We start from the raw sequence: 26115 nt of genomic DNA on the forward strand, positions 1-26115 counted from the left end.
TGGCCATGGCCGAGAAGACGCACGCACTGACCGCACTGCAAGGCACCGAGCACAAGGTGTTGACCTACTCCCCCAGCCAGGACCACTTCGGCACCCACGCGGCCGAGGAGCTGCAGCTGGATCCGGCGTCGGTGCTGAAAACGCTGGTGATCACCCACGAGCGGGAACTCGCCATCTGCTGTGTTCCCGTGGACGGGCACCTTTCCTTAAAAGCTGCGGCGAAGGCGCTCGGCTGGAAGCGCGCGGAGATGGCGGAGCCTGCCAAGGCGCAGCGCGCCACCGGGTACGTCGTCGGCGGCATCTCGCCTCTCGGCACGAAGCAAAAGCTGAAAACGCTTATCGACGCCTCCGTGGCCGACCTCCCCGCCGTCAGCGTCTCCGCCGGCCAGCGCGGCCTGTCCGCGCAACTGCACCCCCACGACCTGGCGGCGCTGACCGGGGCGGAGTTCGCGCCGATCAGCGCGCCGTAGTGTTATCCCCCATCAGCTCTGCGTAGTCGTTTCTGGTGTTGCCCACCTCCTGGGCCGCCTCGTTCCACACCAGGGTCTCCGCCACGCGCGAGGGGTGCACCAGCTCCAGGGCCTCCTCCGGGGTGCCGTCGACCCAGGTGCGGATCTCGTCTGCACGCAGAAACAGCGGCAGGCGGTGGTGCAGCCACGCCATGTTCTCGGCTGCCTCGGTGGTGACCATGGTCGTAGACAGGCGGTCCAGCCCCGTCTCCCACAGCGCGGCGGCGTAGAGCATGCCGTCTTTCGGGCGCACGAAGTAGGGCTGCTTGCCGCTTTCCGTCGGCTTCCACTCGTAGTAGCCGTCTAGCACCATCAGCCCGCGGCGCGCCTTGAACGCGCTGCGGAAGGAAGGCTTCTCGGCCACGGTCTCGCCGCGGGCGTTGAACAGCGGCGGCCCGGTCTCGTCCTTCTTCCAGGTGGGCAACAGGCCCCACCGCGCGGCGTCGATACGCGCTGTGGCCTCCGCGACCCTGATCAACGGCACCTGCTGGGTGGGCGCGATGTTGTAGCGCGGCGGCGGGGTTCCGTCCGGGGCCTGAACTTCCGCGATGCCGGGAAGGCCCGCCACCTCTTGAACAAGGTCGTCGCCTGACGTGAAAAGAACGAATCGTCCGCACATGCGCTCCATTATCATGACTTCCATGACCGAGATGTGGCCTGCGCCGTTTCACCCCAGCCCGATCACCCACACGCAACAGGTGCCCGGGTCCAAATCCATGACCAACCGCGCCTATATTTTGTCGGCGCTCGCGTCCGGCCCGTCCACGATCGTTGGCGCACTGCGCTCGCGCGACACGGATCTGATGGAGGATGCTCTGCGTGCCTTGGGCACCGCCATCGAGCGCGACGGCGACACCATCCGCGTGTCCCCGGGCAAGCTGCGCTCCGCCGAAGTCGATTGCGGCCTGGCCGGCACGGTGATGCGGTTCGTGCCGCCCGTCGCGGCGTTTGCGGATGGGCCCGTGCTTTTCGACGGCGATGCCCACGCCCGCAAACGCCCCATGTCCACCATCTTGGATGCGCTGCGCACCCTGGGTGTCTCCGTGGCGGGCGATGCGCTGCCGTTTACCGTCCACGGCACCGGCCACGCCGAGGGCGGCCCGGTGGAAATCGACGCATCCGGTTCCTCCCAGTTCGTCTCCGGCCTGCTGCTTGCCGCGCCCCGGTTCGAGCGCGGTGTGCAGATCCGCCACACCGGCGGCACCCTGCCATCGATGCCGCACATTGAGATGACCGTGGCCATGTTGGAACACGCCGACGTTGAGGTGCAGGCCACCGCCAATTCCTGGTCCGTGGAGCCGCAGCCGATCCGCGGCGCGTACTGGGAGATCGAGCCGGACCTGTCCAACGCCGCGCCGTTTTTGGCTGCCGCGGCGGTCACGGGCGGCGAGGTGCGCATCCCGCACTGGCCGGTGACCACCACCCAGCCGGGCGCAACCATGCAGTCCATCCTGGAGCGCATGGGCTGCAAGGTCGAGCTGGAGGCCGCCGGCACCGGCCACACCCTGCGCGTGCATGGCCCGGAGGCCGGCAACTTGCGCGGCATCCGCCTCGACATGAGCGACATCGGCGAGCTCGCCCCCACCGTCGCCGCCATCGCCGCCTGCGCCACCACGCCGAGCGAGCTGACCGGCATCGCCCACCTGCGCGGCCACGAAACCGACCGGCTGGCCGCGCTCTCGCGCGAAATCAACGGGCTCGGCGGCAATTGCGAGGAGCTCGGCGACGGCCTGCGCATCACCCCGGCCCGGATGCACGGCGGGGCCTGGCACACCTACGACGACCACCGCATGGCCACCGCAGGCGCCATCATCGGCCTGGTGGTGAGCGGTGTCGAGGTGGAAAACATCGGCACCACCTCCAAGACGCTGCCCGGGTTCGCCGACATGTGGGCGGAGGTGGTGGCGCAGTAATGGGCCGCAGCTTCGCCGATTACGACGAGTCCGATGTGCGCGTGCGTCCCGGCAAAGGCTCGCGCCCGCGCTCGAAGAACCGCCCCACGCACGACGACGCCGAGTTCGGCCTCGTGGTGGCCAAAGACCGGGGCCGCTGGGGCGTGGTGCTCGATACCAACGGCACCCGACTGCAGTGCACCCGCGCCCGCGAGCTGAAGCGCACCTCCATCGAGGTGGGCGACCGCGTCGGCGTGGTCGGCGACACCTCGGGCGCGAAGGACACGCTTGCGCGCATCGTCAAACGCGAAGAGCGCACCTCGGTGCTGCGCCGCACAGCGGACGACACGGACCCCTACGAGCGCATCATCGTCGCTAACGCGCAGCTGATGCTCATCGTGGTCGCGGCCGCCGACCCGCCGCCGCGCACCGGCTTTGTCGAGCGCGCCCTGATCGCCGCCTTCGTCGGCGGCGTGACCCCGGTGGTGTGCGTGACCAAGACCGACCTCGCGGACCCCTCAGACTTCGAGCGCGAGCTCGAGGCCATGGGGGTGGAGGTGCTGCGCACCGGCGTCGAGGACGGCGTGGAGCAGCTGCGTGAGCTTATCGACGGGCACGTCTCCGCCCTCATCGGCCACTCCGGTGTAGGCAAGTCCACCTTGGTCAACCGCATCGTGCCGGACGCGGACCGCGAGACCGGCGAGGTCTCCGGCGTGGGCAAGGGCCGGCACACCTCCACCCAGTCCGTGGCACTGGAGGTGCCGGGCGGCGGGTGGATCATCGACACTCCCGGCATCCGCTCCTTCGGCCTGGCGCACGTTTCCCCCGAAGAAATCGTGGACGTGTTCCCGGACCTGGAAGAGGCGGCGCAGCGCTGCCCCCGCGGCTGCACGCACTTGGGTCCCCCGGCGGACCCGGAGTGCTCCTGGGACGAGCTGGACCCGGACTCCCCCGTCGGGCGCCGGGCCGCGGCGGTGCGGGGCCTTTTGGCGGCCCTGCGCTCCAACAACGACTGGGAGCTAAAGCAGCTCGACGAGGACCGGTAGCTCGCTCGGGTCGTAGAACGCCATGTAGTTGTCCTGGGCGTCGCCCACGGCAAGCTCGGCGTCCTCGTCGCCCAGATCGGCGGCGTCGATGACCTCGATGGCCTTCGCGGTGGCTTCCTCGGCTTCCGCGATGTCCACGTGGATCGCGGCGATGTCCTCGAACTGCACCGGCGCGGACAGCTTCACCACGGACTCGCCCATCTCCGGATCCGGCGTGGCCTGGGTATCCGGCACGTCCGCGGAGACCACCACGCGGCGGTGCGGGTGGCGCTCCTCGTCGCCGATGGCCAGCAGGCGGATGGACGCCATCGCCGCGTCGTCGAACGCCACGGCCTCAATCTCTTCCTGGTCGCCGGAGGTGAAAAACTCGTGCAGCGACTCGGTGGCGGCGAACGCCCAGCCGTTGCGGGCGTGGAGCAGGCGGTTTTCCTCCAGCGCCGCGAGCATGCCGAAGGTGGCGGGGATGTAGACGCGCACTAGAACTCGCCCTCGACGTCGAACAGGGACTGGATCTCCACCGCGGTGCGGTCGATGGCGGTGTGCAAGATGCCGATCATGTTGTATTCGACTGCGGCGCGGACGTTCATGATGTCGTCGTCGATCATCACACAGTCGTTTAGGTCCACCCCGATCGCGTCGGCCGCGGCTTGGAACGCTGCACGCTCCGGCTTCTCCGCCCCGATCTCGCCGGAGAGCACGACAGCATCAACCCGGCCGCCGAACTCCCACTCGCGGATCTTTTCCGCCATCTCGCCGTCGCCTTCCTCGTTGGAGAGGATGCCCACGGCGATGTCTTTCGCCTTCACCGCCTCAATGAGGGCTTTCCAGCGCTGCTCGTCCTCTGCACCGGTGTCCAGCACTCCTGCGTAGTCGATGATCAAGCCCTGCACGGGATCCCTCTTTCGTTGGTTGCGTCGCGGATGCCTACTGTAGTGAGCACACCCTTTACACGGGCGGCTGCGAACGTGGACAATACTACCTACCCCGCACCACGCCCGTCCCCCTCCGCTACGCATTCCTGCGTAACTATGAGGGAGGATGCCCGCCATGTACTACACCGCCCCAGGGCACAAGCACGTGCAAGTGCTCGTACCGCGGCGAAATCAGACACCCGCAGCGCTTCACCGGCCCCTGGGAACGAAACGGCCCGATTTTGTGCCGCCCGGCGCCCCAACTGAGGTGGAGCCGGTCGTAGCGGAAGCGCTCAGCGCCGCGATGAGCAAACACCGGGCCACATCCATGATGGCGTGGCGCTTCGCGCCCGCGGTGCGCGCCCACATCCGCGCCCGGCAGCAGGCCGCCGCGCTGACAAACGGGCCAACGAGCACCGCCCCCGCGGCGGGCAGGCTCAACGTGGTCACCTGCCACGCCCGCGAGGGCGGGGAATTTTTCGGCACCGTCGAAACTCAAGACGGCACTAGGAGGGCGTACGCCGCGAAAATCTGCGACGGCAAGCTGGTCGCATTCAAGGTGCTGTGAGGCGGCAGCTCGTCGATAAGCAATTGCTTAAACGACGGTGGAGCCGCCCGCCTCAGCCGCCTGCTCAGTCTCCTGCGTCTCAAACTGCTTGCGCATCGTGAACAGCTGGCGCACGGTCTCCTCCTGGACAGCTTCGTTCATCGCGTTGAACATGTCGCCGCCCTCCTTCTGGTACTCCACCAGCGGGTCGCGCTGCGCCATCGCGCGCAGGCCGATGCCCTCCTTGAGGTAGTCCATCTCGTAGAGGTGCTCTCGCCACTTCGTGTCGATGATCGGCAGGATCACCATGCGCTCCAGGTTGCGCATCTGCTCATCGCCGCCAATCGACGCGACGTTGTCCTCCAGCTTGTCGTACTGGGCATTCGCGTCGTCGAGAAGTGCCTGGCGCAGCTGCTCCGAGGTGAGCTCGCCTGCGCGGCCGTACGTGTCGCCGTCGATGAGCTCCTGCGCGCTGACCGTCGGGCCGTACAGGGAATCCAGCGCGTTCCACAGGCCGTCGAGGTCCCAGTCCTCCACGTAGCCCTCCGCGGTCGCGCCGTCAACATAGGCACCGATGGTGGAATCGATCATGCGGCGCACCTGGCCGGCGATGTCCTTCGAGCCCAAGATCTCCTGGCGCTCGCGGTAGACCACCTTGCGCTGCTCGTTGAGCACCTCGTCGTACTTGAGCACGTTCTTGCGCATCTCAAAGTTCTGGTTCTCCACCTGGGACTGCGCGCCCTTAATCGCGTTGGAGACCATCTTCGCCTCAATCGGCACATCGTCCGGAACGTTGAGGCGGTTCATCATGTTCTCCATGGACTGGCCCACGAAGCGCACCATGAGCTCGTCGCGCATGGACAGGTAGAAGCGGGATTCGCCCGGGTCACCCTGGCGGCCGGAGCGGCCGCGCAGCTGGTTGTCAATGCGGCGCGACTCGTGGCGCTCAGTGCCGATGACGTACAGGCCGCCGGCCTCGCGCACCTCGTCGCCAAGCTGCTGCGAACGCTCCTTCGCCGCCGGCAGCTGCTCGTCCCACGCCTCCTGGTAACGCTCCGAATCCTCCAACGGGTCCAGGCCCTGGGCCTGCAGCTTCGCATCCAGGAGGATCTCCGGGTTGCCGCCGAGCACGATGTCGGTGCCGCGGCCGGCCATGTTGGTGGACACGGTCACCTTGCCCGGCAGGCCGGCCTCGGCGATGATGCGGCCCTCCTCCTCGTGGTACTTCGCGTTGAGCACGTTGTGCTCCACGCCCTTGCGGGTGAGCAGCTGCGACAGGTACTCGGAGCGCTCCACCGAGGTGGTGCCCACCAGCACCGGCTGACCCTTCGCCGCGTGCTCTGCAATGTCCTCCGCGACGGCGGCGAACTTCGCCTCCTGAGTCTTGTAGATCAAATCGTCGCGGTCCGCGCGCTGGTTCGGCCGGTTCGGCGGGATCTGGACAACATCCATCTTGTAAATCTGGTGCAGCTCCGCCGCCTCGGTCTCGGCGGTACCGGTCATGCCGGACAGCTTGTCGTAGAGACGGAAGTAGTTCTGCAGGGTCACCGTGGCCAGGGTCTGGTTCTCGTTTTTGATCTCCACCTGCTCCTTGGCCTCAATGGCCTGGTGCATGCCCTCGTTGTAGCGACGACCGGCCAGCACGCGACCGGTGAAGCCGTCCACGATCATGACCTCACCCTGGCGGATGATGTAGTCCTTGTCGCGCTCGAACAGCTCCTTCGCCTTAATAGCGTTGTTGAGGTAGCTGACCAGCTGCGAGTGCTCCGGAGCGTAAAGATTGTCAATGCCCAGCTGGTCCTCGACGAACTCCACGCCCTCCTCGGAAATACCCACGGTGCGCTTGCGCTGATCCACCTCGTAGTGGATGCCCTCGCGCATGCGCGGGGCGAGCTGCGCGAACACGTTGTAGAACTGGCTGGAGCCGTCCACCGGGCCGGAGATGATCAGCGGGGTACGCGCCTCGTCGATGAGGATGGAGTCCACCTCGTCCACGATGGCGTAGTTGTGGCCGCGCTGGACAATGTCGTTGACCGAGCGCGTCATGTTGTCACGCAGGTAGTCAAAGCCGAGCTCGTTGTTGGTGCCGTAGGTGATGTCGGCGTCGTACGCCTTCTTGCGCTCGGCCGGGCGCATCTCGGACAGGATCACACCGACCTCAAGGCCCAGGAAGTGGTGGACACGGCCCATCATCTCAGCGTCGCGCTTAGCCAGGTAGTCGTTGACGGTGACCACGTGCACACCCTTGCCGGACAGGGCGTTGAGGTAGGCCGGCAACACGGAGGTCAGGGTCTTGCCTTCACCGGTTTTCATCTCGGCGACGTTGCCGAAGTGCAAGGCGGCGCCGCCCATGATCTGCACCTTGAAGTGCTTCTGCCCCAGCACACGCCAGGAAGCTTCGCGGGCGGTGGCGAACGCGTCGAGCAGGATGTCGTCCAGGCTCGCGCCGTCGGCGAGCTTGTCCTTGAACTCGACGGTCTTGGCCTTGAGCTCCTCGTCGGTCAGCGCGGAGTACTCGTCGTCGAGCGCCATGACCTGATCGGCGATCTTGGCAAGGCGCTTGACGGTGCGCCCCTCACCGGCACGGAGCAGCTTTGACAGTCCAAACACGTGTGCAAAGTCCTTTACTGATGGGTTGACAGGGCCAAGGTGATACAACCGGCCATTGTACGCACGCCTCCCGGGGTATAGACAACCCCATAGGCACTCCACAGCCAAGCCATTGCCTATCGACGAACCCCGCCCCCGCCCAGAACCATAAACGGAACCGGGCCGGGGCGGGGTTTTATCTTCCGATCTGCGGAAACCTGCGCTACTCGGCTGCCTCCACCTCATCCTCCGGGGCGAGTTCGATCAAACCGTAGTCGAAAGCGTGACGACGGTAGACCACCGCCGGACGGTTGGTCTCCTCGTTGACGAAGAGGTAGAAGTCGTGCCCCACCAACTCCATCTCACTCAACGCATCGTCAACGCTGCGCGGGGCGTTCGAGTGCACCTTGGAGCGCACAATCTGGCCCGGGACAATGTCCTCGACCTGGTCGGCGTACGGGTCCACGTCGTACTTGCCGGCCTCCTTGGCGGCGCGCTCCTGCTCGGCCTTCGCCTCCGCCTCCATCTCCGCGGCCAGCACACCGGTGCTCTTCGGCGCGCGGTGGCCGGACATAGCGATGTTGCGGCGCGCCTTCACCTTGCGCAGGGATCGCTCCAGCTTGTCCACCGCGGCCTCGAGCGCGGCGTAGAAGTTTTCCTCCTTCGCCTCAGCGCGAGCCAGGTGGCCGGAGCCGGTGGCGGTGATCTGGATGCGTTCCGCTTCCGCCTCGCGGCGCGGGTTCTTCTCGTGCTTCAGCTCCACATGGAACGACTTGAGCGTCGGGTCAAGCTTTTCAATCTTGGCCAGCTTGCCGTTTACTCGTTCCTGGAAATGCTCTGGGACCTCGACGTTTCGCCCGGTGATGGTGACCTGGGCTTCCGGGCTCAGCGTCTCTTGGATCGGGTTGCGGTCTGCAGACGTCATCTGCGTCCTCCCTTGCGGTAGTAGGAACTGTGTCCATCACCACTATACAACTGGTTATGACCAATTCGGCCGGTTTTATACAACGCTCGCTATAAGCGAACCTTTCTTGGGTGGCGGCGGGCCGCTGTCCCGACACTTCGCGGCGAAATCTGTCAGGAATCCCCCGGCCTCACCACTATGAGCCCTACATTTATTCACCGGCTAGTGAATAGATTCCGCTTGGGAATTTTCCACCCTGGGCAAAGTGAACAAATTCGCCCGCGGATCGGGATGTGTTCACTCGGAAGGGTGGAGCGAGTGAACAAATGCCCACGCCCCGACACATTGCGGCTGAATCTGTCAGGCTGGCCCTAAATCCCCAGGTCGGCGCAAATGGCTGGGGTGATCTGTCAGAAATCCCACCCCCTACGCCGCGCACAGGGCCACGCACGCGGCGACGTCGGCCCCGCGCGAGAGCAGAAGACCAGCGCTAGCCTGCAATGTCGCGCCGGTGGTGACTACGTCGTCCACGAGCACGACCCGGCCGGCGGGCACGCCGGTGATCTGCACGCGCCCTGAAAGGTTGGCCCGCCGCCCGGCTTCGTCGAGGCCGGACTGGTCCGCCGTCCGCGGGTCCAGACGCAAAACGGGCGCGACCCGCCTGCCGGTGGCGCGGCAAACCTGCTCCACCGGGTCGCCGCCGCGGGCCCGGGCAGAGCGCTCCCTCGTGGGCGCCGGCACCAGCACCGCCCCGTGCGGGATCTCGCCGCGCGCTTCCAGGTAGTCCAGCGCTGCCGCCAGCACCGCGCCGACGTGGCGGCGCACTGCCAGGTGGTTGCGTTCTTTCATGGCCAGGATCACCCCGCGGTGCGGGTCCGCGTACGGGCCGAGCGCGAACACCGGCGCGTGCGGGGTGGTGTTGGGAAACACCCGCTGCGGCGGCACAGCCAGGCCCGCGCGGCACGCGGGGCACAGCAACGGCCCCGGCGCGCGGCAGCCTGCGCATCTGCGCGGCAGCAGCAGTTCCCCGACCTGCCCGAACAATTCCCCCATGCGGGTAAGGCTAGCGCGAAGTGATCGGCAGCGCGCGCACGCCTTCCAGGCCCGGTACCTCGCGCCAGATCGGGTTGTCCGCGCCGGAGGCCGGCACTTGCAATAATGCGTTCGCGTCGGTGACGTACAGCGTGCTTGACGACGCCGCCACCGCCACCACCGGCGCCGAGATGTTGCCTGCAGACATTGCGGTCATGGACGAGCCGTCCTGCTCTACACGCATCACAGGGGTGGTGGACGTCGTGCCCACCAGCAGCGAGCCGTCCGGGCGCCAGTCGGCGGAGATGACGCTGCCCGCCAGCTCTTGGGCGTATTCGTAGACGTTGACAACGGAGCGCTCGCCCGAGGCCTGGCGCCGCACGATTCCGGTGTAGAGGCTGCCGTCGATCACCATCACCACCCGGGTGCCGGTGCGGGACAGGCGTAAGACGGAGATGTTGCCGTCGACACCTTTGGGCAGTTCGACTTTGACCTCGCCTGTGGTCAGGTTGCCGGTGGCCGCCGACTGCACGGTGCGCAGGATCCGTTTGCCGTCCACCACCGTCCACACCGCCGCGGCTTCGGGTTCGAACGAGGGGCGGGTAAATGTGCCCGCGCGCATGACTTCCGCCTCGGTGCCGTCGAACCGTCCCACGCGGAAGACGTCGTCCTCATCGTTCCCGGGTTGGCCAAAGATGGCGGCCCACTCGCCGCCGCCGGCGATGTCCACGGAAGACACGTCGCTGGCCGTGCCGAGGCTGCCTTCGACAGGCTGCGTGGAGCGCTCGTCCACGCGCACGACCTTGCCGCTGGACAGGGCGTAAAGCTTGGTCTCCCCCACCGTCTCCACCAGCGGGCTTGCTGCGATGAAGTCGTCGGTGTCCAGGGCGGTGGTGCCGTCGATAAGCGGTTGCCCGTCGGCCTCAAGCGTGTACGGGCCGGTGACGCCGGCGGAGGCGAGCGTCCACACCACTTGGGCCGCGAAGCGGGCGCGTTCCTCCTCGCCCACGTCGGCGAAACCGCTGAAGGTGTAGGCGCCGTCCTGCTCGCCCGTGTACGTCACGCTCGAGGGCAGCGAGCCGGTGAGCGCTGGCCGCAGCCGCTCGGAGGGGCCTTCCATGAGCAGGCCGATCAGGTCGCTGGCCAGGGTTTCGCGGCGCGAGTGCACCCAGCGGCGGTCCGTGACTAGTTCCTGGTTGTCCTGGTCGAAGAAGTACAGGTTGTAAGGCTGGTACTGGTTGCGAAGTTCTGTGCGTTCGAAGACTACGCCTTGCGGAAGCGAGGAGATCCTCCACTGCCCGTCGACCATCTCCATGTCGATGGTGGCCTCGTAGTCCCCGCGCTCCGGCGTGTAGGAGCCCCCGGAGCGCACCGTGCCGACGACCTGGCCGTGCACCGCGAAACTGCGCTGCCCCACTGACGAGCCCGGCAGGGTTGTCATGCCAATGCTGTCCACCACCAGTTTCTGCCCGGTGGGGTCCCACGCCGCCGAGGCGCCTTCGGTGAGGTAGGCGCGCGCCGTCTCGTAGTCGCCGTCCGGCGTGGCGGATGCGTGGTAAAAATCGCGCAGCAAAAGGTCCGGCTCTTGCCCTTCCTTCGGGCCTGCTTCCTGCGTTTCGGTCTCCTCGGGGGCGAAGGAGCGGATGACGTGCGGCGCGGAGTTCGTGGGCAGCGACGCGCAGCTGGCGGTCAAGGTCGTCAGCGCCACTGTCAGGCAGGCAAGGGGTTTACGCATCGGTGTCCTCCTGGGGCACTCGCTTATCGACGGCTCCGCTTTCCCCACCAATTCCTTCAGCGCTGTCAGCAGAGTGTTCTGCGCCTTCGGGTGATTCCGCTTTTTCGACGGCGCGCGGCGCCTCGAGCAGGAGCGGGGCTTCGGTGAACCCGGCCTCGAGGTGGCGCGGCAGCACCAGGCGGAACTGCGAGCCCACCCCGAATTCGCCGATCGCGTCGAGCGTGCCGCCGTGCAGCTGCGCGTCTTCGCGGGCAATGGCCAGGCCCAGCCCGGTGCCGCCGGAGTGGCGCTTGCGGGACTTGTCGGCGCGCCAGAACCGGTTGAACACCAGGTCTTCCTCGCCGGTTTTCAGTCCCACGCCGCCGTCGGTGACCGTGATCGCCACCGCCTCGTCGTTGGAGCGCATGCGCACGGTGACCGGGTTGCCTTCGGAGTGGTCGATGGCGTTGGCCATGAGGTTGCGCACCACGCGCTCGATGCGGCGGGCGTCGCCCTCCAGCGTCTGCGGCTCGTCCGGGATGTCGAAGATGACGTCCACGTCCAGCTCTTCAGCCAGGTGGTGGGTTTGCTGCCAGGCGGACTCCACCGGCTGGCGCGCATCCACGTTCGCCGAGGACAGCTCGGCCACGCCGGCGTCGTGGCGGGAAATCTCCAACAGGTCGTTGAGCAGCGCCTCGAAGCGGTCCAGCTCGCTGGTCATCAGCTGCGAGGCGCGCTTGGTCGCCGGCTCCAGCGAGTCCTCGTTCGCGGCGATGAGATCCGCGGCCATGCGCACCGTGGTCAGCGGGGTGCGCAGCTCGTGCGAGACGTCGGAGGTGAACTGGCGCTGCAGCGAGCCGTACTCCTCCAGGTTGGCAATCTGCTTGCTTAAGGTGTCGGCCATGTCGTTGAACGACATGGCTAGCACGGCCATCTCGTCCTCGCCGTCGACAGGCATTCGCTCCCGCAGGTGGCCGGATGCGAAGCGTTGCGCGGTGCGCGAGGCGGAGCGCACCGGCGCAACAATCTGCTGGGACGCGAGCCACGAAATGCCCATCAGCAACACGACGACGATCACGGCGGCGGACGCCAAAATGCCGCGCATGAGCGCCACCGTGGAGACTTCGCTTTCCATGTTCATCACCAGGTAGAGGCGGAGGTTGGGAATCTCCGCGTTGGTCGGGGTGCCCACGATCAGCGCGTCGTAGGCCGAACCGTCCGGGCGTTCCACGGTGGCGAACTGGTAGGCCACATTGCCGTCCGAGACATAGTCGCCCAGCCGCTTCGGAATTTGGTACGCCTCCGGCGATGACGTCACGGAACCGTTCGGGGCTTCGACCATAAGCACCGGCTCGTAGAAACTGGCGGAATCACCGCTTTCCTGCGCGCGCTGGGTTAAGCCGGCGCGCGCGGAGTTCAAGCGAGCTTGCAGGGATGCGGAAGATCCGGAGTTGGCCAGCTGGTACTCCACGGTCGAGCGGGCGCGCTCAATCTCCACAGTGGCGGTTTCAATCTTGGCTGCGGTGATGCGGTCCGTGACAACGGAGGCCAGCGCGAAGCCAAGCACAGACATCACGACCGTGGACACCAGCAGCACCGTGCCCACGAAGCGGACCTGCAGCTTCGTGGACCAGGCGTGCCGCACCCGGTCGCCGACACGACGTATGGCGTCCAGGTGCTACACCTCCGTCTTACCGGTCTTGTAGCCCACGCCGCGGACGGTGAGAATGATCTCCGGGTTTTCCGGGTCGTGCTCGATCTTGGAACGCAGACGCTGCACGTGCACGTTGACCAGGCGGGTGTCGGAAGCGTTGCGGTAGCCCCACACGGACTCCAACAGCTCTTCGCGCGAATGCACCTGGTTGGGTTTGCGGGCCATTTCCACCAGCAGGTCGAACTCCAGCGGGGTGAGCTGGATTTCCTCGTCGCCGCGGGTGACGGTGTGCTGCGGCACGTCCACGGTCAGGTCGCCGACCTCGAAGACGTCCGCCGGGGTCTCGTCGGTGCGGCGCAGGCGCGCGCGGATGCGGGCGACGAGCTCCTTCGGTTTGAACGGTTTGGTGATGTAGTCATCCGCGCCGGACTCCAGGCCCAGCACGACGTCCACCGTGTCCGTTTTGGCGGTGAGCATGACCACGGGAACCGCGGACTCCTTGCGGATCTCGCGGCAAATATCGATGCCGTTGACACCCGGCAGCATCAGATCCAGCAGGATCAGATCCGGGTCGAACGAGCGGAAGGCAGGCACCGCCTCAGCACCGTCCGTCACGGAGCTGGTTTGGAAGCCTTCGGCCTCCAACACGATTGTCAGCATCTCGTTGATCGCCGGGTCGTCGTCCACCACGAGGATCTTCGGTGCCATGCGTCCTCCTATCTTGCGCTGCTTTTACTACTGCGCCAGCTCGTTCACTGCCTGCATAATAACCGCCGGATCTGCGGTGCGAAGCCACCGGCTCACCCAGTTCTGCTCCGCCAGCTCCGCGTACGCCTGAAACGTCGCCACCTGCAGGGCCACGTCGCGTTCGTAGCGGTCGCGGGTGCGCGAGACGTCCTGCTCTTCGCGCGCCTGCGCGCGCTCACGGGCAACATCTGGGGTGGTGTCCACCAATACTTGAAGATCGGGCTTGGGCAGCTCCAACTTCTCAAACTCCAAGTCGAGGACCCACTTCACCGCGGCCGCGTCGCCCGTGCGGGCGCTGGTGTACGCCGCGTTCGAAGCGACGTAGCGGTCCAGGATGATGATGCGGTCGCGGTGGCCAGCGAAGCCGTCGAGAAGCTCCTTCGCCCCATGCCTGTCCAAGGCGAACATGGTGGCCATGCCGAACGCGGAATCTGTCAGGTCACCCATGCGTCCGTGCAGGGCGTCCTGCGCCAACTGCGCGTGCACGGACGTCTCATAGCGGGGAAATGCCAGGGTCTCGGCGCCGAGGCGCTCCTTCAGGGCGGTGACGAGCGTGTTTTTGCCGGCACCGTCGATGCCTTCAACTGCGACAATCATGCAGTTACGCCAGCGCCTCGAGGAACTGCTCCAGGTCCTCCTCGGTGTCCGCTTCCTCGAGCACAGCGGCCGCAGACTCGACCAACTGCTCGTCCATCTCGTCGGGACGCATGCGGATAAATGGGTACGTCTCGGCGATCTCACCGGCAGAAAACGGTGCGCCCGCCCAAATCGCGGCGATGGTCGCTGCCGCCTGACCGTTCAGCAACTCGTCCTCAGACGGGTCCTGCTTCGCGGCGAGGAGGACCGCGTCACGGACCGCTTCAAAAACCTCGTCGAAATCGAGATCGACCAGCTCGTCCAGGAAGTCCGTGTTGGTATCGACCGTGAAAATCTGCTCGTCCCAAGTGCTCACTGCGGCGCTCCTTCCATAGGTAGTGCGCGAACGGACGCCCGCGCATCGTGTTACACCCATCTGTATACGGCAAAACACTCCCCCGGGGCAGGCAGACGCGCAACGACTCACCGCGTGGGGGTTCCGCATTTACCATTCGCGTGCTATAAACAGTGCTACAAAGCGAAACGTTACCAAGTTGTAACCAAGACGTGGGGACGAAAACGCCCCACGGGAGGAGTCGCCGTGGAAGGGACAGCACGCCGGGTAGCCGTTTTCATCGGCGCAGGTGCGCTGCTTGCTGCCCTCGTCGGGTTCACCGTCTGGGCCACCTCCTCCCCCGGCCAGAACAACCGCGCCGGTTTCACCGCTGAAGCAGCCGGAACCGCAGGTGCCAGCGCCACGTCCACCGCGTCGAGCCCGACAACTGCAACGGTGACAGAGAACCAGACGCAAACGCGTACCGTGCGCAGCGCCACCAACTCCGCAGACAACAACGGCGGCACCGACCGCGCCGTGGGCACGGCGGGCCAAGCAGGCCCCGGCCAACAACGCGCCGGCGCGTCCATGCCCACCGGCTACAACGCGGCGCACGACCCGTACCTGCCGCCGCACGCTGTTGTCGCGCCGGCGCCAGAATCTGGGCAGCCGTCCCGCGTATACCGCCCGTCAAACATTGTCCCGTCCTCTGCCCGCCCGATGACAGCGCAGGACACCAAACCAGCAGCGGAGCCGACCCCGGCGGGCGGCCAGACCAGCGCACGTACCCCGTCCCAGCAAACACCGGACAGCACCCCGTCGCGCGAGCCAGGCGAGAGCAGCGTCGGCCAGACGAGCACCCCGGCCGCCCCAGCACCCGGCGGATCTGAAGCGCAGCCGTCGGAGGCCGCCGAGCCGACGCACCCCCCTTCTGCAGAGCCGTCGAAGCAGCCAGAGCAGTCGCCGACCACCGAAGCGTCCGACGAATCGGAGCAGGACCCGCAGCCGGGTCGCGGTGCGGGCCCGTCGCACGGGCCGGACGGCGTCCAGGACGCAGCGCCGTCTCCTTCCGACCCGGCTAGCGCGCACGGCGCGACGATGCAGCCGTCCGCAGGTGCCGGTATCGCCGAGTCTTCCCCCGTGCCGCAGAACACCAGCCAAAACGCTGCAGCCAAGACGACTCCGGATGCCGCCCCGACTCATGTCGAAGGCAAAGAAGACGTTGCGGGCTACCCGCAGTAGCGGCTAGGCCGTCGCCACAAACACTTGCGCCGCACCCGAAGCGGTCAACTCGACGTTTCCTTCGCTTGCCGGCACCCAGGCGCCATTGCCTTGGGGCAGCACGAACCCGTCGGCACCGCGCACCTCGCCGGCGGTGCACAGCACGATTGCGGGCCCGTCCTCGTCGATGGGCAACGTTTCGCCGTCGGAAAGCGCATGCACGCGCACCGCGAAACTGTCCACCGGGAGCTTGAACTCCACCCCGCCCTGGGACGGGGCCGCTTCCGCCCGCGGATTTTCCAAGGTGCTGAAGTCCAGCACCTTCACCAGCTCCGGCACGTCCACGTGCTTGGTGGTCAACCCGCCGCGCAGCACGTTGTCGGAATTGGCCATGACTTCTACGCCCAGCCCGGACAGGTAGGCGTGGAGCTGGCCGGCGCGCAGAAACGCCGCCTCGCCAGGCGCGAGGGTGAGCACATTGAGCAGCAGCGCCGCAAGCACGCCGACGTCACCCGGGTAGGCCTGGTTGAGCTCCAGGTAGACCTCCGCGGCCTCCACCATCCACGCAGGTGCGGTGTGCTTCTCAACGAGCTCCGCCGCCGCGCGCTTCACCGCCTCGATCAGCTCCACCCGCGGCTGGTGCGGCAGCGAAATCAGCGTGGTGAACAACGCGCGCAGATCACCTTCACCGTCCGTGGGCAACAAGGTGGCATAGCGGTTCAGCTCCGCGCTGCCAAGCTCGTCAAAAAACGCGGCGGTATCCGGCACCGGACGGAACCCGGCAAGGGCGCGGAACTCGGTGAGCGCAACGATGAGCTCGGGCTTGTGGTTCGGGTCCTTGTAGTTGCGGTCCGGGCTGTTCAGCGCAATCCCCTCAGCGTTTTCCCGCTCGAAGCCTTCCTTGGCCTGCTCCAGTGAGGGGTGGGCCTGGATGCTCAAAGGGGCGGCGGCGGCAAGCAGTTTGACCAGAAACGGCAGCTGGTCGCCGTGAGCTTCCTGCACCCGCGCACCCAGCGCGGCGGCAGGGTCGTCGGCGATGACCTCGTCGAGGCCCAGCCCGTTCACCGTCGCCGGGGCGGCCGGGTGGGCGCCGAACCAGAGCTCGGCCTGCGGCTGCGGGCTCGGCGAAGGTTCGCCTCGCAACTGGGCAATTAACGTATGGGAGCCCCAGGGGTAGGGGCGCAGAGCTCCTTCGAGGTGCTCCATGGTTCTCCTTCTACTCCTCCGTGGCGGCGGCATCGGCGTCGGCGACTAGCGCCGTCGCCGCGTACGCCCTGGAAAGCAGGCGCGCCGCACGGGCCGCCGGATCATCCGCATCGGTCTCCACGCACTCGATCCAGCTGCCTGCTGGGCCCACCGGATCGGTGGTCTCGCACGACCAAACAACGGTTGTTAAACCTACCAGCTTCGAGGGGCCGTCAAGGTAGGGGTCGTGGAAGATATCGTCCGCGGCGGCGGCGGAATTGCCCTCCTGAGCACGCTGGACAGCAAAGGGCAATTCCTGGGCATCCACCGCGGAAGCGGGGATGCCGTGCGTCGACCACAGCGCCGCCACTAGCCCCGCCACCGCGCTTCCGGCCCGCCCGAATCCGGTGTGCAACACCCGGGCGCCGTCAACCTGGGCGCGCAGTTTGCGCGCGGCGTTGACCGCCACGTCGCGCCTTGGGGAGACAGACTCCAGCTCGGCGTCCACTTCCGCCGCCAGGAGCTCGAACCGCTCCGCCACCACTTCAGCTGGCTGGCGCAGCGTGGCAAGCACCGCCCCCACGACGGCACACGCGCGCAGCGGGGAGGCCCCAGCGGTGTCGGGCAGGGCGGGGATGACGGTGGTGGCCTTTGGTGCGTCGTCAAGCAAGGGCCCCTTATTCGGGCCGGCGAGGATGGTTTCGGCGCCGCGGTTGGCCGCGGTGATCAAACCGCGCAGATCCTCCTCGCGGCCCGCGTTGTCGCCCACAACCACCACGACATCGAGCGCACCGACGTACGCCGGCAGCACGTCCGCGACCACCACCGGCACTTCGAGCGGGGCGGCGAACGCCACCACCGCACGCGCCGCAGCTGCCGCGACCTGGTCCGTGGCCAGCACGACCACGCTGCGGGGCTCAAGCCCGTGCAACCCCGCAAGCAGGTGTGCCGCCTGGCCCACGGCGCGGAGCTGGGCGCCCTCGTGGGCGATGTCGAAAAACAGGGCGTCTTCCCTGGAAAGTCCGCTCATACCCCGCGAGCGTACGCGGGGATGATTATGCGCGGATGATGCCGAGGATTTCCTCCGTCAGCGCGTCCACCTCTTCGCGCGTCGGCGCCTCGGCGTTCAGGCGCAGCAGCGGCTCGGTGTTGGAGGCGCGCACGTTGAACCATGCCTTGGAGCCTTTCAGCTGCACGGTCACGCCGTCGAGGGTGTCGACGGATTCCGCGCGGTCTTTGAACGCGTCCACCACGCGCTGCGTGGCCGCGGCCTGGTCGGCGACCTCGGAGTTGATCTCGCCGGAGGCGGTGTAGCGCTCGTATTGCGCCATCAGCTCGCTCAGCGGCGCGTCCTGCTCCGCCAGCGCGGCCAGCACGTGCAGCGCGGCCACAAGACCGGAGTCAGCGTTGAAGAACTCCGAGAAGTAGTAGTGCGCGGAGTGCTCGCCGCCGAACAGCGCGGCATGCTCCGCCATCTGCGCCTTGATGTAGGAATGGCCCACGCGGGTGCGCACCGCCTTGCCGCCGTGTTCTTCAATCAACTCCGGCACCGCGCGCGAGGTGATCAGGTTGTGGATGACGGTCGCGCCAGGGTGCTGCTCGAGCGTGCGGGTGGCAATCAGCGCGGTGATCGCGGACGGTGAGACAGCCTCTCCGCGCTCGTCCACCACGAAGCAGCGGTCCGCGTCGCCGTCGAAGGCCAGCCCGATATCGGCGCCCTGCTCCACGGTGAACTTCTGCAGGTCCACCAGGTTCTTCGGGTCCAGCGGGTTCGCCTCGTGGTTGGGGAAGGTGCCGTCGAGCTCGAAGTACAGCGGGCGGATGTCCATATCCCCCAGCACTGCCGGCACCGTCATGCCGGCCATGCCGTTGGCCGCGTCCACCGCCACAACAAGCTTGCGGCGCGCAGGCACCGGCACAAGCTCGCGCAGGTAGGAGGCGTACTCATCCAGGGCATCATGCTTATCGACGCCCCCGGCTTCCCCCTCATACTCCGGCACACCCTCGAGGATCATGCGGGCGATCTCGCCCAAACCCGTGTCTGTGGACACCGGGGTTGCACCCGCGCGACAGAGCTTGATGCCGTTGTACTGCGCCGGGTTGTGCGAAGCGGTGAACATCGCGCCGGCGCAGCGCTTCGTGCCGGCGACGAAGTACAGCTCGTCGGTGGAGGTCAGGCCCAGCAGTGTCACGTTGAGGCCCTGGCTGGCGGCGCCTTGCGCGAAGGCGTCTGCAAGCGCGGGCGAGGACGGGCGCATGTCGTGGCCGACCGCGATGCGGGTCTCGCCTTCCCCGCGCAGGATGTGCGCGAACGCCGCGCCTGCGGTGCGGACGAAGTCCTCGTCGATGGTCTCGCCAACGACGCCGCGGACGTCGTACGCCTTGATAACGCTCTTCAGCGTCTCGTTTGTGTGCTCAATAGCCATGCGCGGTATCTTATCGCGCTACTGCTCAGCCTCCGGGTCCGGCACGATGCGCAGGTGGGAGCGCCGAGCCGCCTTGGCCGCGGCTATCTGCTCCTCCACACGCTTCGTGCGGTGCACCGGGTGGTTGGAGGTGTCCGGGTTGTTGAAGTCCTTGTCCGCCGAGTACTCGATCGGGTCCTGGCCGGTTTCCACCAGCCCGGTGGTCACCCGCCCTGCTTCGCGTACCGCCTCCGCGAGTGCGGTGATCTCGGTGTTCTCGTCGTCCAGCTCGTCGTCGTCAAGCTCGACATGCTCGACGCGGACCAGCTCCCACCCCACCGGGGCGGTGATGTGTGCGGAATGGCGCTCACATAGGTCCCATGCGTGCGGGTCCGGGGCGGGCGCGAGCGGTCCGACCACTGCCGTCGAATCCGCGTACGCGTAGATCAGCGTGGCCACGGCGGGCCGACCGCACCCGGGGCGGCAACAACGGCGGTAAATATTCACGGCGCCAAGTCTAAACCCCACATTGAGATTTCGATAGTGCAACGCGGCGCGCCCGCGCCACCTTTGCCGCGCGGGACAATAGCATTGCCAGCTATGAGCTCGACAGGCCCCTCCCACGTGCAACCGGCCCGCAACCGTCACGGCCGGGGCGTGCGCGGGCCCATCCTGCCGGTGGGGGTGCCACGCTACCGCACCCGCGCAAACAGCTTCGACCAGCTGGTCATCGACGCCTACGCACCACTGCACAACCAGTACTTCAACGAGCTGGCCGGCGTGGACCTGGCCGTGGACACCATCCCGCGCATGCGCTTACACCCCGATATGACGGTGCTTCCGGACGAGATCATCGCCGACGGCCCAGTGCCGCTCGGCCGCGTGCTGCAGGCCGGCGTGGACAAGCACGGCAACCCCACGCGCGCACGCTTTGTGGTGTTCCGCATGCCCATTGAGCACCGCACCACGCACACACAAGAGCGGTCAGAACTCCTCACATGGGTTCTGACCGCTCTTGTGGCCAATTACCTCAACTTGGATCCGAGGACTATCACCCCAGACTTCCCCTGGTAAGGCTTAGCCGATCTGCTTTTTCAGGCGGCGGCGCTCACGGTCGGAGAGCCCGCCCCAAATGCCGAAACGCTCGTCGTGCTCGAGTGCGTACTCCAAGCACTCGTCGCGCACGGCGCACGCCTTGCAGATTCGCTTCGCCTCACGCGTGGAGCCACCCTTCTCGGGGAAGAACGCCTCCGGGTCGGTCTGGGCGCACAGCGCCTGGTCCTGCCACTCCTGCTCGACGGCGCCGAACAACTCGTCGAGGGTCATCCCTCCTGCGGCTGCGCCGCGGAGGGTGGCGTCTGCCTGGTTTTCCACGCCATTACCTTCCTTAGTTGCTTGTCGGTCGTATAAGAGTGGTGACCGCAGTTCCCGGCGGGCGGGTTCTGCGGATAACACTGTTGTGATTACACACCGCGACACTAAATAGCCGCAACCAGAATTCTGCAGTTTTTGCCCCGGACACCCCATTTCCCACGTCGCTCGTCACACGAGTCACATCAGTCACACGTAGCGAAAGATGGGGGTGGGTATAGGGGGTACTACATCTAGTGGTGGCGCGGATTTGAGCAACTATTTGCCGGTTTTGGCGTGTCGCTTACGCGTCCGGAGAGAAACGCACTCCCGAGTCCGGAATTTCCACACCCGGCCACACACGCATGCCCGCCTGCAGCTCGCAACGCGCCCCGACGCGTGCTCCCTCGCCGATCACGCAGTCCGTGATCCGCGCGTTCGCCCCAATCCTCGCCCCGGCGGCGATGATGGAGTTGCGCACCATCGCGCCGGGCTCGATGGTCACGCCGTCGAAGATCACCGAATCGTCCACGCGCGAGCCGGCGCCGATCTCGCAGCCGCGGCCGACAGCCGTGCCGCCCATGAGGATGACGCCGTGCGCGACGCCAGCGGAGTCGTCGACAAGCGACTCGCCCGTGCGCCCCTCAAGCAGCGGCGAGTAGGCGATGCCGCGCACCACGTCCGAGGAACCCTGGACGAAATCGTCCGGGCGGCCCATGTCGCGCCAGTAGGACGAATCCACGTGGCCGACCACCTTCGCGCCCGACGACAACAGCCCCGGGAACGTCTCGCGCTCCACCGACACCACCCGGCCAGCTGGGATCTGCTCGATCACGGAGCGCTTGAACACGTAGCAGCCGGCGTTGATCTGGTCGGTCGGCGGATCCTCCGTCTTCTCCAGAAACGCCAGCACGTTGCCGTCCTCGTCTGTGGGCACCGAGCCGAAGGCGCGCGGATCCGGCACGCGCACCAGGTGCAGCGTGACATCCGCGTCCTTGTCAACGTGGGTGGCGGCGATGGCGGACAGGTCCGCGCCGGAAAGCACATCACCGTTGAAGACCATCGCGTTGTCGTAGCGCAGCTTGTCCAAAACGTTGCGGATGCCGCCGCCGGTGCCGAGGGCTTCCTCCTCCACCACATACTCGATTTCCAGGCCGAATTCGGAGCCGTCGCCGAAGTACTCCTCGAACACCTCCGCCTTATAGGACGTGCCCAGCACAACGTGGTGCATGCCGGCGGCCTTGATTCGGGCCAACAGGTGCGCCAGGAATGGATACCCCGCGGTGGGCAGCATCGGCTTCGGCGTCGACACCGTCAGCGGGCGCAGGCGCGTGCCGCGCCCGCCCACCAGGATTACCGCATCCATCTCTGCCACTGCCCCGTCGGCCGCCTGCGTGGCGCCGATGTGCTCCGAAGTTGCCATTGCTCGTCCTTTTCTTCCTGCCTACTGGAGTTTTCTCTAAGTTTTGTTGCACCGGCTCGGCTTGCGCAGCCCAAGCTGGAACGCCCCGCGGACCTTCAGCCCGAGCCACAACGCCCAACGCAGTGGGGCCTGCCACCGGTGCGGGTGCCTGTCACGCTGGAAGCGATAGGCCGAGCCGTGGTGCGCGGGCACCGTGACCTTGCGGAACTTGCCCGCAACATGGCCTTGATCGTGCAAGATCACCGACGACGGGCAGTACAAGTTATCCCAACCGGCGCGCGAAAGCCTGTCGCCGAAGTCGATGTCTTCCAGGTACATGAAGTAGCGCTCGTCGAAGCCGCCGATGGCGTCGAAAGCATCCCACCGCACCAGCAGGCACGCGCCGGAGAGCCACCCTGCGGTGCGCTGGACGTGCATGTTCGCGTCTGCTTTGTAGGCGCGGGAAAAGGGGTTGCGCGGCCAGACGTCGTAAAGCAATGCATGCCCGATACCTGTTGCAAGGCCCGGCACCTCGCGCGCGCTGGGGTACGCGGAGCCGTCCGCTTCCTCGATGCGCGGGCCTGCCGCCCCAACTTCGGGCGCGGCGTCGATGCAGCGGATCAGCTCGTCGATGCTGCCCGGGCCGAACTCGACGTCGGGGTTGACGATGAGGAAGTAGTCGTCTCGGATGGCATTCGCTTCTCGACGCTTCCGCAGCGCCGCGGCCGCGACATTAATCGCCGCCCCGTATCCGATGTTTCCCCCGGTGGGCAGAAACTCCACGTGCTCGTGCTCGGCGGCCGCGCGCTGCGGCGCACCGTCGGTGGAGCCGTTATCCGCGCAGACCAAGTGCGCCTTGCCGCGCGTCGCAGCGTCGAGCGAGGCAATCAGGTGCGACAAATGCTCGCCCGGCGAAAACGTCACCGTAATCACCGCAAGCGGCGGATCGCCCGCCGCTGCCTCAGGTGTATGGAGAAAGTCTGCATTCACAATGGCTGGAATCATACCCACCGGTGGGGCCGAAATTGGTGTACGGCACAGGCACTGCGGCAGGGATTCAAACGGGGATGTCGTATACTTCCCCGCGTGACTGACCCCAACCGGCGTGCCCGCGACATTCAGGCGGCACCATCGCGAGCGCGAGACGTGTCCCAATCCGGACACCCCGTGGTCAAAGGGGTCCTTGCAGTGGTCTCTGCCCTGGCGATCACCCTGTCCGGCGTCGGCTACTTCGCCGTCGGCCGCTTGGGCGGGCAGCTTTCCGCCTCGGAGCTCGACGTCAGCTCCCAGAGCAAATCCAAGGGCAAAGGCAATAAGGACGACGCGGCGCTCGACGGGGCAGTGGACATCCTGCTCGTCGGCTCTGACTCACGCACAGACGCGCAGGGCAACCCCTTAAGCGAGGAAGAGCTCGCCCGCCTCAACGCCGGCGTAGCCGACGGTGAGATCAACACCGACACCATCATGGTGATCCGCATCCCGGAGGACGGCTCCAAGGCGACGGCAGTGTCTATCCCCCGCGACACCTACATCCACGACTCCACCTACGGTAACCTCAAGATCAACGGCGTCTACGGCGCCTACGCCGCCGACAAGCGCGAAGAGCTGGTCGAAGAGGACGGGATGTCCGAGGGCCCGGAGCTGGAGCAGCAGGTTGCCCGCGCCGGCCAAGAGGGGCTCATCGACGCAGTGGCCAACCTCACCGGCGTAGAGGTCGACCACTTCGCGCAGGTGGGTCTGCTCGGTTTCGTCCTACTCACGGATGCCGTGGGCGGCGTGACCGTGTGCCTGAACAATGCGGTGGACGAGCCGCTGTCCGGCGCCCACTTCCCCGCCGGTGTCCAAACGCTCAACGGAACCCAGGCGTTGTCGTTTGTGCGTCAGCGCCACGACCTGCCCCGCGGCGACCTCGACCGCATTGTCCGCCAGCAGACCTTCATGGCGTCGCTGGTGCGCAACATGCTCTCCGCGGGCACTTTGACCAACCCGGCGCGCCTGCGCGAACTCGCCAACGCCGCGGAGCGCTCCGTCACGCTGGACAAGGACTGGGACGTGGTCCGCTTCGCGCAGCAGCTCTCCGGCCTGGCCGGCGACAATGTCACGTTCACCACGATCCCGGTCACGTCCGTCAACGGCGTCGGCGACTACGGCGAGTCCATCATCACCGTCGACGTGACCCAGGTGCACCAGTTCATGGAGGACTCGGTGAAGCCCGCGCAGGAGGACGACCAGGAAAACGACACCGCCACTTCAGACTCCCCCGCCGCGGATTCCACGGTGCTCGGCGCCCAGGACGTCATCGTGCTCAACGCCGGAGCCGTGCCGGGCCAGGCGGGCCGCGTCGGCGAGGAGCTTTCCAGCCAGGGCGTCCAGGTCTCCGAGGTGGCCAACGCCATGGAGGGCCTGTACTACCAGAGCCAGGTGGTGGCACCCGACGCCAACGATCCTGCCGCGCAGGAGCTCGCCCGCATCCTCGGCGGTGTGCCGGTGGTGGCCAACGCCTCGCTCGAGCCGGGCACGATGGTGGCCGTCGTGGCCGAGGATTACGCCGGACCGGGCGTGATGACCGCGGAGGAAGCGCAGCAGGAGGCACCGGTGGGCACCCCTGGCGAGGACTTCGGTGCCACCGAGATCGCCCCCGAGATCACTGCCGACGGCGACAGCCCGCGCTGCGTGAACTAACACCGCCCCGACAACTAGGCCGGCATCGCCACCCTGATGTCGCGCCTGATCGTGTTCACGGTGGTGTTCTGGATGTTCTGGCTGGTGCTGCTGTTTATCTGGTACCAGTTCGATCTTCCGTTGGGGCCGGGCGCGTCGATCTTGTTGGCGTCGTAAAGCAATTGCCCCTTACGATGGGCGGGCATGAGCATGCTCGCACCGCTGATGCAGACCGACCCGTCGACGCCACGCCTGACCGTCTACGACGACTCGCGCGGCGTGCGCATGGATTTTTCGGCGCAGACGCTGGACAACTGGGCCAGCAAGGTCGCCAACATGCTCGACGAGGAGTTCGACGCCGGCGACGAGGTCGCCATCGATCTGCCGGTGTCGTGGCAAGCAGCGGTCATCGCGATCGGCGCGTACAACTCCTCGCGCACCCCGCTTATCGACGCCTCCGGTTCCCCCTCCCCCGACCTCATCTTCACCACCCTGGACGGCGCCGCGCGGTGGAGCGAGGTGCCCGATTGCGTTGTGGTCTCCGACGACCCGTTCGGGCGCGGCGTGGTGGAAGCCGGCGGCGAGCTTCCCGTGGGCACCGTGGACTTCGGGCCCACCGTGCGCTTCTACGGCGACGACTACTTCGGCACCTCGCCTGCGCTGAGCGAGTTCACCGTGCCCGGCATCGATGCGCAGCGCTACCTGGTGCAGGACTGGCACACCACCGATGAGTTCGCGGCGAACGTGCTCGGCCCCATCGCGGCCGGTGGCTCCGTCGTCGTGGTCACCGGGCTGGTCTCCGCCGAGCGGCTGCAGGAGATCGCCGAGGCGGAGAAGGTCACCCGCTTCATCGACGGGCAGTAATTTCGGTGCCTTGTGGGCGGGCCTTTTGGGCGGGCGCTCGGGCCCGGTCGGTTATTCTGTGGCGGATACACTCACGCCCATGAAGGGACCGCTCATGCTCACCAGCTCTATCTCCCGACGCGCCATCGCCCCCGCGCTCGCCGTCGCCCTCGTCGCAGGCACCGCCCCGGTGGCCGGCGCCGCCCCGGCCAACGACACCGCCGCAGCCACCGACCAGACCTCTGACCAGCCCGACCAGGGCAAGCAGTCCAGCGGCCCGGGCAGTTCCGAGTTCACTCAGGACGAGATCGACAACGCCATGCGTTTCGCCGGCCTGCTCGCCGGCATCCTCGCCATCGTGGCCACCATCGGCGCCGCCGGCCTGTACTTCGCCGGCCCCCACCTGGGCCTGAACCTGCCGGGCCTGCAGAAGTAGCGCTTCCGCCCCAGCGCGACCCCCCGTCTCGGCGCAACCCCCATTCCACAAAGCCCGAGTAAGGGATCCAGAGTATGGCCGGAGTTGTCAGTGGGTGAATGCGCCACCTCGACTTGGAGGTTGTTGTGGCTGGTCGTTGGACTCCGAAGGATGTGAA

Annotated in this window: 28 protein-coding genes; 10 read left to right on the forward strand and 18 right to left on the reverse strand. The window is 66.8% G+C overall.

All coding sequences use genetic code 11. The features are described from left to right. Positions 1-5: 5 nt before the first annotated feature. A complete protein-coding gene (locus tag QP996_RS08640) occupies positions 6-470 on the forward strand; it encodes an aminoacyl-tRNA deacylase (RefSeq protein ID WP_284872239.1) in 465 nt (154 codons plus the stop codon). On the opposite strand, the gene QP996_RS08645 is transcribed toward QP996_RS08640, so the two are convergent. After that, complete coding sequence (locus tag QP996_RS08645) at positions 457-1128, reverse strand: SOS response-associated peptidase (RefSeq protein ID WP_284872240.1); 672 nt, start codon at positions 1126-1128, stop codon at positions 457-459. The two genes, QP996_RS08640 and QP996_RS08645, sit on opposite strands and share 14 nt — an antisense overlap. A gap of 13 nt (positions 1129-1141) precedes the next feature. Here QP996_RS08645 and aroA point away from each other — a divergent pair, with 13 nt between their 5' ends. Both aroA and rsgA read left to right on the forward strand, forming a co-directional pair. Continuing rightward, positions 1142-2422, forward strand: coding sequence for a 3-phosphoshikimate 1-carboxyvinyltransferase (gene aroA / locus QP996_RS08650; RefSeq protein WP_502870216.1), 1281 nt, complete (start codon positions 1142-1144; stop codon positions 2420-2422). Then, positions 2422-3447: a ribosome small subunit-dependent GTPase A gene (gene rsgA / locus QP996_RS08655; protein ID WP_284872242.1), complete on the forward strand. Its 1026-nt coding sequence runs from the start codon at positions 2422-2424 to the stop codon at positions 3445-3447. Before aroA ends, rsgA begins: the two co-directional genes overlap by 1 nt. Here rsgA and QP996_RS08660 read toward each other — a convergent pair. Together QP996_RS08660 and QP996_RS08665 are read right to left on the reverse strand one after the other, a co-directional pair. Next, on the reverse strand, positions 3421-3924 hold the full coding sequence (locus QP996_RS08660; protein WP_284872243.1) for a DUF6912 family protein: 504 nt from the start codon (positions 3922-3924) through the stop codon (positions 3421-3423). The two genes, rsgA and QP996_RS08660, sit on opposite strands and share 27 nt — an antisense overlap. Further along, positions 3924-4337, reverse strand: coding sequence for an HAD family hydrolase (locus tag QP996_RS08665; RefSeq protein WP_284872244.1), 414 nt, complete (start codon positions 4335-4337; stop codon positions 3924-3926). The genes QP996_RS08660 and QP996_RS08665 overlap by 1 nt, the downstream gene beginning before the upstream one ends. A gap of 325 nt (positions 4338-4662) precedes the next feature. Between QP996_RS08665 and QP996_RS08670 the strand changes: the two genes are divergently transcribed. Next, positions 4663-4926, forward strand: coding sequence for a hypothetical protein (locus QP996_RS08670; RefSeq protein WP_284872245.1), 264 nt, complete (start codon positions 4663-4665; stop codon positions 4924-4926). 27 nt (positions 4927-4953) lie between these two features. Here QP996_RS08670 and secA read toward each other — a convergent pair whose 3' ends face one another. The 8 genes from secA to QP996_RS08710 all read right to left on the reverse strand — a co-directional run bounded on the left by secA (position 4954) and on the right by QP996_RS08710 (position 14497). Beyond that, entirely contained in the window at positions 4954-7515 is a 2562-nt protein-coding gene (gene secA / locus QP996_RS08675) for a preprotein translocase subunit SecA (protein WP_284872246.1), read from the reverse strand. Positions 7516-7717: 202 nt separating this feature from the next. After that, entirely contained in the window at positions 7718-8419 is a 702-nt protein-coding gene (gene hpf / locus QP996_RS08680) for a ribosome hibernation-promoting factor, HPF/YfiA family (protein ID WP_284872247.1), read from the reverse strand. 405 nt (positions 8420-8824) lie between these two features. Further along, positions 8825-9343 (reverse strand): ComF family protein, encoded by a 519-nt coding sequence (locus QP996_RS08685; RefSeq protein WP_284872248.1) that lies wholly within the window; start codon positions 9341-9343, stop codon positions 8825-8827. 118 nt (positions 9344-9461) lie between these two features. Further along, on the reverse strand, positions 9462-11165 hold the full coding sequence (lpqB, locus tag QP996_RS08690; RefSeq protein ID WP_284872249.1) for an MtrAB system accessory lipoprotein LpqB: 1704 nt from the start codon (positions 11163-11165) through the stop codon (positions 9462-9464). Then, the gene (gene mtrB, locus QP996_RS08695) at positions 11158-12789 is read right to left on the reverse strand and encodes an MtrAB system histidine kinase MtrB (RefSeq protein ID WP_284872250.1); all 1632 of its coding nucleotides are present in this window, start codon (positions 12787-12789) and stop codon (positions 11158-11160) included. Before mtrB ends, lpqB begins: the two co-directional genes overlap by 8 nt. Positions 12790-12822: 33 nt before the next feature. Further along, entirely contained in the window at positions 12823-13506 is a 684-nt protein-coding gene (mtrA, locus tag QP996_RS08700; protein ID WP_284872251.1) for an MtrAB system response regulator MtrA, read from the reverse strand. Positions 13507-13533: 27 nt separating this feature from the next. Next, on the reverse strand, positions 13534-14142 hold the full coding sequence (locus tag QP996_RS08705) for a dTMP kinase (protein WP_284872252.1): 609 nt from the start codon (positions 14140-14142) through the stop codon (positions 13534-13536). 4 nt (positions 14143-14146) lie between these two features. After that, entirely contained in the window at positions 14147-14497 is a 351-nt protein-coding gene (locus QP996_RS08710) for a hypothetical protein (RefSeq protein ID WP_284872253.1), read from the reverse strand. 225 nt (positions 14498-14722) lie between these two features. On the opposite strand from QP996_RS08710, the gene QP996_RS08715 reads away from it, so the two are divergent. Beyond that, positions 14723-15697: a hypothetical protein gene (locus tag QP996_RS08715; RefSeq protein ID WP_284872254.1), complete on the forward strand. Its 975-nt coding sequence runs from the start codon at positions 14723-14725 to the stop codon at positions 15695-15697. Positions 15698-15700: 3 nt separating this feature from the next. Here QP996_RS08715 and manA read toward each other — a convergent pair whose 3' ends face one another. From manA to QP996_RS08735, 4 genes are read right to left on the reverse strand one after another with little or no spacing between them, the layout of a single operon-like run. Continuing rightward, the gene (gene manA, locus QP996_RS08720) at positions 15701-16882 is read right to left on the reverse strand and encodes a mannose-6-phosphate isomerase, class I (protein WP_284872255.1); all 1182 of its coding nucleotides are present in this window, start codon (positions 16880-16882) and stop codon (positions 15701-15703) included. A 10-nt stretch (positions 16883-16892) separates the two neighbouring features. After that, positions 16893-17891 (reverse strand): hypothetical protein, encoded by a 999-nt coding sequence (locus QP996_RS08725; protein ID WP_284872256.1) that lies wholly within the window; start codon positions 17889-17891, stop codon positions 16893-16895. Between the two features lie 25 nt (positions 17892-17916). Beyond that, positions 17917-19287, reverse strand: a complete 1371-nt coding sequence (locus QP996_RS08730; protein WP_284872257.1) for a phosphomannomutase/phosphoglucomutase — start codon at positions 19285-19287, stop codon at positions 17917-17919. An 18-nt stretch (positions 19288-19305) separates the two neighbouring features. Then, positions 19306-19773 (reverse strand): DUF3499 domain-containing protein, encoded by a 468-nt coding sequence (locus QP996_RS08735; protein ID WP_284872258.1) that lies wholly within the window; start codon positions 19771-19773, stop codon positions 19306-19308. Between the two features lie 93 nt (positions 19774-19866). Between QP996_RS08735 and QP996_RS08740 the strand changes: the two genes are divergently transcribed. Continuing rightward, a complete protein-coding gene (locus QP996_RS08740) occupies positions 19867-20340 on the forward strand; it encodes a metallopeptidase family protein (RefSeq protein ID WP_284872259.1) in 474 nt (157 codons plus the stop codon). 3 nt (positions 20341-20343) lie between these two features. On the opposite strand, the gene QP996_RS08745 is transcribed toward QP996_RS08740, so the two are convergent. From QP996_RS08745 to QP996_RS08755, 3 genes are all read right to left on the reverse strand, one after another. After that, complete coding sequence (locus QP996_RS08745; protein ID WP_171194374.1) at positions 20344-20592, reverse strand: WhiB family transcriptional regulator; 249 nt, start codon at positions 20590-20592, stop codon at positions 20344-20346. A 328-nt stretch (positions 20593-20920) separates the two neighbouring features. Next, positions 20921-22039, reverse strand: coding sequence for a mannose-1-phosphate guanylyltransferase (gene manB / locus QP996_RS08750; protein WP_284872260.1), 1119 nt, complete (start codon positions 22037-22039; stop codon positions 20921-20923). A 36-nt stretch (positions 22040-22075) separates the two neighbouring features. Then, positions 22076-23008: a glycosyltransferase family 2 protein gene (locus QP996_RS08755; RefSeq protein ID WP_284872261.1), complete on the reverse strand. Its 933-nt coding sequence runs from the start codon at positions 23006-23008 to the stop codon at positions 22076-22078. A gap of 96 nt (positions 23009-23104) precedes the next feature. On the opposite strand from QP996_RS08755, the gene QP996_RS08760 reads away from it, so the two are divergent. The 4 genes from QP996_RS08760 (at position 23105) to QP996_RS08775 (ending at position 25958) form a co-directional block, all read left to right on the forward strand. Beyond that, positions 23105-24700: an LCP family protein gene (locus tag QP996_RS08760; protein ID WP_284872262.1), complete on the forward strand. Its 1596-nt coding sequence runs from the start codon at positions 23105-23107 to the stop codon at positions 24698-24700. Between the two features lie 33 nt (positions 24701-24733). Beyond that, complete coding sequence (locus tag QP996_RS08765) at positions 24734-24856, forward strand: AbgT family transporter (RefSeq protein WP_284872271.1); 123 nt, start codon at positions 24734-24736, stop codon at positions 24854-24856. Positions 24857-24883: 27 nt separating this feature from the next. Continuing rightward, positions 24884-25543 carry a TIGR03089 family protein gene (locus QP996_RS08770; protein WP_284872263.1) on the forward strand — a complete coding sequence of 220 codons (660 nt, stop codon included), beginning with the start codon at positions 24884-24886 and terminating at the stop codon, positions 25541-25543. A gap of 79 nt (positions 25544-25622) precedes the next feature. Further along, positions 25623-25958 carry a hypothetical protein gene (locus QP996_RS08775; RefSeq protein ID WP_284872264.1) on the forward strand — a complete coding sequence of 112 codons (336 nt, stop codon included), beginning with the start codon at positions 25623-25625 and terminating at the stop codon, positions 25956-25958. The last annotated feature ends 157 nt before the right edge of the window (positions 25959-26115 follow it).

Origin of the sequence: Corynebacterium sp. MSK008, from assembly GCF_030232585.1 — a bacterium.
Lineage (GTDB): Bacteria > Actinomycetota > Actinomycetes > Mycobacteriales > Mycobacteriaceae > Corynebacterium.

Coding starts and splice junctions, on each gene's coding strand:
- QP996_RS08705 (WP_284872252.1), bottom strand. CDS start 14,142: ATGATTGTCGCAGTTGAAGGCATCGACGGTGCCGGCAAAAACACGCTC.
- rsgA (WP_284872242.1), top strand. CDS start 2,422: ATGGGCCGCAGCTTCGCCGATTACGACGAGTCCGATGTGCGCGTGCGT.
- QP996_RS08640 (WP_284872239.1), top strand. CDS start 6: ATGGCCGAGAAGACGCACGCACTGACCGCACTGCAAGGCACCGAGCAC.
- QP996_RS08770 (WP_284872263.1), top strand. CDS start 24,884: ATGAGCATGCTCGCACCGCTGATGCAGACCGACCCGTCGACGCCACGC.
- QP996_RS08730 (WP_284872257.1), bottom strand. CDS start 19,287: ATGGCTATTGAGCACACAAACGAGACGCTGAAGAGCGTTATCAAGGCG.
- QP996_RS08775 (WP_284872264.1), top strand. CDS start 25,623: ATGAAGGGACCGCTCATGCTCACCAGCTCTATCTCCCGACGCGCCATC.
- mtrA (WP_284872251.1), bottom strand. CDS start 13,506: ATGGCACCGAAGATCCTCGTGGTGGACGACGACCCGGCGATCAACGAG.
- QP996_RS08670 (WP_284872245.1), top strand. CDS start 4,663: ATGAGCAAACACCGGGCCACATCCATGATGGCGTGGCGCTTCGCGCCC.
- QP996_RS08745 (WP_171194374.1), bottom strand. CDS start 20,592: ATGACCCTCGACGAGTTGTTCGGCGCCGTCGAGCAGGAGTGGCAGGAC.
- aroA (WP_502870216.1), top strand. CDS start 1,142: ATGACTTCCATGACCGAGATGTGGCCTGCGCCGTTTCACCCCAGCCCG.
- QP996_RS08740 (WP_284872259.1), top strand. CDS start 19,867: ATGAGCTCGACAGGCCCCTCCCACGTGCAACCGGCCCGCAACCGTCAC.
- manA (WP_284872255.1), bottom strand. CDS start 16,882: ATGGAGCACCTCGAAGGAGCTCTGCGCCCCTACCCCTGGGGCTCCCAT.
- hpf (WP_284872247.1), bottom strand. CDS start 8,419: ATGACGTCTGCAGACCGCAACCCGATCCAAGAGACGCTGAGCCCGGAA.
- manB (WP_284872260.1), bottom strand. CDS start 22,039: ATGGCAACTTCGGAGCACATCGGCGCCACGCAGGCGGCCGACGGGGCA.
- QP996_RS08725 (WP_284872256.1), bottom strand. CDS start 17,891: ATGAGCGGACTTTCCAGGGAAGACGCCCTGTTTTTCGACATCGCCCAC.
- lpqB (WP_284872249.1), bottom strand. CDS start 11,165: ATGCGTAAACCCCTTGCCTGCCTGACAGTGGCGCTGACGACCTTGACC.
- QP996_RS08645 (WP_284872240.1), bottom strand. CDS start 1,128: ATGTGCGGACGATTCGTTCTTTTCACGTCAGGCGACGACCTTGTTCAA.